This is a genomic window from Streptomyces sp. NRRL F-5727 (assembly GCF_000719555.1).
Classification (GTDB): domain Bacteria; phylum Actinomycetota; class Actinomycetes; order Streptomycetales; family Streptomycetaceae; genus Streptomyces.
On sequence record NZ_JOGX01000122.1, the window covers coordinates 1 to 6500 of the forward strand.

The window sequence follows — 6500 nt, forward strand, 5'->3', positions numbered from 1 at the left end:
GCGCCACCCGGCCCCGCACCGCCACCGCCGCCCCCAGCCGACACCGGCAATCCACAGCCCCCTGCTGCTCCCGTTCCTTTTGCCAGGTCACAGCCGCGCGGAACGCCACCCGCGAGGAACGGAACGGCCCGGAACGCACGGAACGCGAGCCGGGCTTCCGAAGGAACGCCGGCACGCGAACTCTTCACCTCACCAGCCGCCGCCCAGCAGGACGGCGCACCACCCCGTGGCACCGCCGCCGGCGAACGCCACCCACACCACCAAGGACCCACCCATGCGCAAGCACGCCAGGAACCTCCTCCTCCACAGCCTCGCCGCCACCCTCCTCGCCGGCGCCGCGCTCACCGCGGTCAGCACCACCGGCGACGAAGCCAGCGCCTCCGCCAAGCCCGCCGCCCACGGTGCGACCAACACCGCCAAGCCCGCCTCCTGGCCCGTGCTGAGGACCGGCTCCCGCGGCACGGACGTCTTCACCGCCCAGCACCTGCTCGCCGCCCGCGGCCACACCGTGAAGGCCGACGGCGCCTACGGCAAGAACACCGCGGCCGCCGTCGCGAAGTTCCAGAAGCGCACCGGCCTGCGAGCGGACGGCGTCGTCGGACCGAAGACCTGGGCCAAGCTGACCGCCCTCACCCTGCGTACCGGCGCGAAGGGGCCCGCGGTCAAGGCCCTCCAGCGCCAGCTCGGCCTCCACCCCGACGGCATCTACGGCAACAAGACCTACAACGCCGTCCGCGGCTTCCAGACCCGGGCCGGCCTCAAGACCGACGGCGTCGCCGGCCCCAAGACCTGGACCGCCCTGATCGCCGCACCCACCCCCGCCAAGCCCAAGCCCGGTACCGCCAAGCCCGCCACCACCGCCATCGCCCTGGCCCGCCAGCTCCTGACCAAGCCCGGCATCACCTACGCCACCAGGCACGCCAAGACCGTCGACTCCGCCTCCACCGCCTACCGCAACATCCACGACATGGCCAAGGGCATCGGCGCCGCCACCAGCCCCCACAGCCACGTCGGCTCCAAGCGCGTCCAGCTCGACCCCCGCATGCTGAAGGCACTCATCACCCTCGCCGACTCCGGCTACCGGCTGCAGATCTCCGAATTCGTCGGCGGCACCCACAGCAAGAAGTCCCGCCACTACCGCGGCCTCTCCTTCGACGCGAACATCATCAACGGCAAGCACGTCGGCAGCGGCGCCCCCCACAAGAAGGTCATGAACCTCTGCCGCACCCTCGGCGCCACCGAAGTCCTCGGCCCCGGCAGCAAGGGCCACAGCACCCACATCCACTGCGCCTGGAAGTAACCCCCCCCGGCCAAACCCCACAATGCCGCCTGCCCCGCCCGGCCCCCGGGCGGGGCAGGCGGCATTGTCAGGGGTGCGCCTGAGCGGGCTGCGTATCCCAGGCGGTTCACGGTTACTGATGAGGTCCGGGCTCTGCCGGCCTTGTGGAAAGGAAACGTCGCAGCGGTGCATCGTGAGCTGACCGCTCGCGCGGCCAGGGGCGAGGGGGATCCGCCTCCCTCGATCCCGACGCTGCACCGGGCGATCCAGCAGGATCTGACGCCGGGGGAGCGGGCCGCACGGAAACACGATGTGTTCCCGGCCCGGCCACGAAGCTGGCGCAACCACGTGTGAGACGCGCCAGGTGACCATGCGCACCTGCTGCGCGTGGCGGAGACGGCCAGACTGCGTCCGCCCCAGCTTCCCGCAGCCCGCCGCAAAGGCCCGGTCGGCCGCGTGGAGTGGGACTGGCGAGAGCGGCAGGAAGCCGAAAGGTACGAAGCGGGACTGGCCAGCCGCCCCAGGCCCTCGCGACGCTGACCCCTGACGCGGGCGCTCGACAAGGCAGGATCCGGGTTCGCGCTGAGGTTGAGCAGGAGGCCGCGGTCGGCGAACTGGCGCACCACGAACGCCGTCACGTTCGCCTTCTCGCCGTGAATGGTCCGGTTCGGGGTGCTGAGTGCGTTGGCGATCCGGTCGGCTGGCGCGGCGCCGGAGATCGGCGGGGTGGGCGGGTGAAAAAGGGGCAAAGCCCGCCCGGGCCGCCGGGGCGGCCACGATACTGGCCGCCATGACCAGCACATCCGAAACCTCCGCCGCGGCCCCGTTCTCCCGGATTAAGATCCGGACCGGGGCCCTGGTGTTCTGCGGCGACGACGTCGCCCTCATCCGCCGCGACCGCGCCGACTCCACCCACTACACCCCGCCCGGCGGCAACGTCGAACACGGCGAAGACCTCGCCGCCGCCCTCGCCCGTGAACTCGCCGAGGAACTCGACCTCGACGTCGACCAGGCCGACGGCGGCGATCTGATGTGGGTCGTCGACCAGCGCGTCACCCGCCCCGGCCCGACCCCGCCGCCGCGCAAGCTCCACCTGATCTACCGCTTCCACATCACCCCCGAGCTCCGCGCCACCCTCGCCGAGGTCGAACTGGACGAACAGCCCGACGGCAGCCACGAGACCGGCCTCATCGAGTGGATCGATTACCGCAAGACCGCCGAGCTGCCGATCTTCCCGCCCATCGGCCCGGCCCTCGCCGCCCTGCCCGACCCCCGCGCCGCCGTCACCGACGCCGCCCTCGAAGCCGTCACCGACGACACCTACTCCTGGGTGTGACCGCCGCGCCCTGGCACCCGCCGTTTCGACGGGGCTGCCGGCGGCGGGGCGGGCCGCGGGACAGGCGGCTGCGCCGCGGGCTCGGCGGCCGGCACGACGCCTGCCCACTGCATCCCCAGCGCGCCGAGGGCGGCGCGCTGCTCCACCGTGAGCTTCTCCCGCCTCGACTTGGTGTTCGAGACCCATACGCCCAGCTTCACGGGTACCGGTTCCGTCTCGCCGTCGGCCTCGATCTCCACGACCGCGCCGCGCGGTACCGGCCGCTGCCCTTCCTTCTCCACCCACTGGGCCAGGGCGGCCAGACCGCGCTGGAACGCGGCCTCGGCCTTGCTCCCGGTCTTCTTCGGCCCCTTGAGGGCGGCGGCCAGTGCCGGCCGGTTCTCCGCCGGGCCGGCGGCCACAACGGGAAGAGCGGCGCCCTGCACGCCCAGCTTGGTCAGCTGCTCGCGCTGCTCGGGCATCAGCTGCGCCCAGGTGCCCGCCTCCTGCTGCCGCCACCTCCAGGTACCGATGTCGTCGCCGTCGAAGACGACGCCCGGCGCGATGTAGGGCAGGTGACCGTCGGCGTCGACGAGGTCGGCGAGGACCCGGTAGTGCCGCTGCCAGTTCAGCGGCCAGGGACAGTTCCAGTCCGGGTCGATCGCCGTCAGCTGTTCCGCGCGCACGGCGGCCCGCTCCGGGTCCTTGCCCAGGCCGCCCTTCCGGCGCAGGTTGGCCATGTGCTGCCCGATGGGCACCATCTCCTCGCCCTCGCCCCACACCGCGTCCTGCCGCGGTGCGAGGTGTCCGGTGGCCCGCCGGTAGGCCCGCAGCGCGGCGAGCTTCCTCTCCCACGCCTCCTCGCCCGGCTCCCACACCATCCCGGCCTCCGGCGCGTCCAGCAGCGTCTTACGCCGCTCTTCCAGCTCTCCGGCACGCAGCGCCTTGCGCTGCTGGTGCACCCACCGCCCGAGCGGGAACGCCTTCGTCGCCCCGACTTCGACCTCGGTGTCGTACGGGACGGCGTAGAGCCCGGTGATCCCGTTCTCCTTCCGCCACCGCAGCAGGGCCTGGTAGCCCTCCAGCCACACCAGGGACTCCGGCCGGTACACCCGCGTACGCAGGAACGCCGCGATAGTCGCCGCGTCCCGGGGAGAGGAGAAGCGCAGCAGCGCGGACTCGGCAGCCGCGTCGGTGCTGTCCTGCTCCTGCCCCTCGCTGCCGCCCCCGCCGGCGGTGATGATCCGCCCGTCCTCGTCGCGCAGGACGTGCGTCTTCTTCTCGTACGAGCTGCGGGTGAGTGCCCGGGAGGCAAGCTGCTCGACCAGACGCTCGTCATGGCTGCGCAGGCCCTGGAGGACGGCCACGAGCGGCTTGAAGCTGGCGGAGGCGATCATGTCGGTGGGGTCCTCGCCCGGTTCCAGGAACACCGGCACGATGATCCTGGCGATCTTGGTGGATCCGTCGCGGTTGGGACGCAGGGCCCGGCCGATGTTCTGCACGATCTCGACCTGGGAGCCGCGGGTGTCCGCGAAGCACACCGCCTCGACGCCCCGCTCGCCGGTGATGTCGACGCCTTCCCCGAGCACACGGCAGCTGGCGAGGAACGCGCGGTGCACCCGCCGGCCCGCGGCGTCGATGCCGTTCGCGAACTGGCGCAGGACCTCGCGGCGCTCGGAGACGAGGTGGTCGCCGCACAACCACGCCGACCACACCCGGTCCGGGGGTACGTGGCGGCCGGCCTCCAGCTCGTAGAACTCCGCGTCGATGGAGGACCTCGGCAGCTTGTCGGCGGCTGCCAGGTCGGCGCCTGTGGCGTCGGTGACATACAGCGCGGCGGCCGTCTCGGGCAGCTTCTCCGCGAACGCGGCGGCTTCCTCGACCTTCTGGTGGAACGTCATGACCGTACGCAGGTTCCAGGCCGCGGCATGCTCCAGGAGCGCGGTCTGCAGCAGCGCCAGGCGCCGGCCCCGCCGCGCCTCCTCCGACTCCCCAAGCACGGGGGAGGGGTCGCGGATCTCCAGCACGTCGATCTCGAACCCCGCAAGGATCTCCCGCTCGATCGCCTCCGACAGCCCGAGCTCCGCGATCCACGCCCCGTACGTGCCCTCCGGGTCGTCGGCCATGGATGCGAGCGCCACCTCCTGGCCCTCCGCGCCCCTGCTCGGCTGGGGAGCGGCGAGGATGCGCGGGGTCGCGGTGAGGTAGAGCCGGAAGTCCGCCGGGATCCGGGCGTTGTCGTGGATCGCCGCCCACGGCCGGCCGAGGTCGCCGGCGGTTCCATGGGCCTCGTCCACGATGGCGAGGTCGAAGCCTTCCATGCGCTGGCCGTACAGGCGCTCCCCACCAGCCAGAGCGGCCTCCAGCGGCCCGCGGACCTTCCGCCGGCCCGTCGGGTCCTGCGGGTCGTCCCGGTCCACGAGGGAGGCGTACGTGGCGAACACGACCACCGGCCCGGTCCCGGCCCACAGCGCGAGCTGGATCGGGTTCGTGGTGGTCCGCACGCCCAGCGAGTCCAGCACCGGGTCGTTCTCCAGCGAGCACACCGCCACCATCGGCGCCCGATGGCCCACCAGGCGCCACGCCTGGGCGGTCTGAACGAGCAGGTCCAAGGTCGGGACCGTCACGAGGACCCGGCCGTCCGCGAAGCCCTCCAGCGCGCACGCGGCCGCGGTGATCGTCTTGCCCGAGCCGGTCGCTGACACGATCGTGGCACGGGCACCCTGCGCGGGAACAGATGATCTTGCAGGAAATCCCACCCACCTGCGAAACGCGGAACGCTGATCGACCTGATGTTCCTTGAGCTGGATCGCTGACATTTCCCCGCTTCCCCTGACCCTGAATTCCCGATGCAGCCGTTCTTTACCAGCCGTGCTCCCCAGGCCCCATGACGTCGTGCCCGATCTGCTGGGCGAGGTGCTGCGCCCGTTCGTCCTCCCCGGGCCGGACGTGGACGTACACGGTGTGACCCGGGGCCGGCTCGTGGTTGGCGTCGGTCCCGAAGCACGCCTGCACCCCGGTCCGCGCATGCTCCGGCCCGAGACCGAGTTCAGGCACCGCCGGCCAACTGAGTGCCATCCACGCGATCTGTCCCCACCCTGCCCGACGCAGCACCTCCGGCGCTCTGTCCAGCAGATCACCCTCCACCGGCTCCACGACCGAGAGCATCATCGGCAGCAGACGAACCAGCACCCCGGGGTCATCCGGAAGGTCGACCCCACGGAAATGCTCACCGCCTCCCCAGAACCAGCCCTGCGGGAACACCTCGCGTGCCCTCACGACGTCCTCGACCCGAAGCAACTCTGCATTCAGGTTGACACTCGTTTTCTCCCGCAGCTCCCCACACCCCACCAAAGACACGGCCACGGCGATCACCGCCGCCACATCCCCACCCTCGCTCCGATAGACCGGATAGGCTCTCGTCTCACCCACAAAGACCCCTCATTTTTTTCTGTCGACGGTCAGTGGAAGTACGTAGTTGTCAGGCTTCGGGCCCGGGGCTGTGAGCTTGTCTGAGCGGGTGACGTGTACCGACCCACTGGATCTACGCAGAGTCTCAGGAGCATGAGCGTATGACCTGCGGGGACTCCAGACCTGGATACGATTGCGCAGATTCACCAAGCTTTGAGCAGTTGGAAAGATCCACGACACGGGCCCGGAAAAGAACCCCTCAGGGTGTCTCGTTATTCTGCCATCTCTACATGCTGCATCAAACCTGCCAAACGTCCTACCTCCTCCACCACCGAGTAAGGTCCGCGCATGACCGCCGACTGGTACGTCCTCATCGAGGAGGACACCCGGAACACTCAACGCGCCGACGGCACGGAACTGAAACTGCACCGCTGGATGCTCACCGGCACCCACCGCATCGGCCCGGACCCCATAGAGGCGGCCGCGGCCGCCGAG

4 protein-coding genes are annotated in these 6500 nt (G+C 71.0%); 2 read left to right on the forward strand and 2 right to left on the reverse strand.

Annotation, left to right across the window (positions count from 1 at the left end):
- Positions 1 to 274 precede the first annotated feature (274 nt).
- Positions 275 to 1300 (forward strand): peptidoglycan-binding domain-containing protein, encoded by a 1026-nt coding sequence (locus tag IF73_RS42795; protein ID WP_051717732.1) that lies wholly within the window; start codon positions 275 to 277, stop codon positions 1298 to 1300.
- 769 nt (positions 1301 to 2069) lie between these two features.
- Positions 2070 to 2615, forward strand: a complete 546-nt coding sequence (locus tag IF73_RS0136745) for an NUDIX domain-containing protein (RefSeq protein WP_031015778.1) — start codon at positions 2070 to 2072, stop codon at positions 2613 to 2615.
- Here IF73_RS0136745 and IF73_RS0136750 read toward each other — a convergent pair.
- Both IF73_RS0136750 and IF73_RS39035 read right to left on the reverse strand, forming a co-directional pair.
- The gene (locus tag IF73_RS0136750; protein ID WP_078868456.1) at positions 2600 to 5413 is read right to left on the reverse strand and encodes a DEAD/DEAH box helicase; all 2814 of its coding nucleotides are present in this window, start codon (positions 5411 to 5413) and stop codon (positions 2600 to 2602) included. The genes IF73_RS0136745 and IF73_RS0136750 overlap by 16 nt on opposite strands.
- 43 nt (positions 5414 to 5456) lie before the next feature.
- Positions 5457 to 6026, reverse strand: coding sequence for a hypothetical protein (locus IF73_RS39035; protein WP_031015782.1), 570 nt, complete (start codon positions 6024 to 6026; stop codon positions 5457 to 5459).
- Between the last annotated feature and the right edge of the window lie 474 nt (positions 6027 to 6500).